Genomic DNA, 410 nt, shown 5'->3' with positions numbered 1-410 from the left:
ATTGTATGCCCACCAGAATTGACCTCTGTATTCTGATTACTTTTCATAAACAAAGCCCCACCAGTAAGAATATCTACGTGGCTAACAGAATCTAAACGAATTGTATTAGTATAAACGCTAAATTGTTTATCAGACCTTAGGGTGACTCCATTCTTACCAGTAATATAAATATAGTTATCTCCATTAAGAGATACATCCCCTTTTGTATCCACATTTAATTTAGCACAATAATGTGGAGTTTGATCCGCATCATAACCTTTAACAATACCAAAGCTACCGGTATAGTAATTTTCTCCTTTCACCGGGAATTGAGATATTGTTAAAGTACCATCGCGGAAACGTGATGTATCCACATCATCATGCATAAGTATTGTTGGTTGTATTTGGCTATCAACAGCTCTTTTGTAATA

Annotated in this window: 1 pseudogene; it reads right to left on the bottom strand. The window is 35.1% G+C overall.

Going from position 1 to position 410, the window contains the following annotated elements:
• Positions 1-410: pseudogene (locus ACQRBL_RS32610) on the bottom strand (phage tail spike protein); the annotation flags it as partial.

The organism is Bacillus sp. AF62 (assembly GCF_050312695.1).
GTDB lineage: Bacteria > Bacillota > Bacilli > Bacillales > Bacillaceae_G > Bacillus_A > Bacillus_A cereus.
The sequence above is the reverse complement of the archived record's forward strand: the minus strand, read 5'-3'. Positions and strand labels throughout refer to the sequence as shown.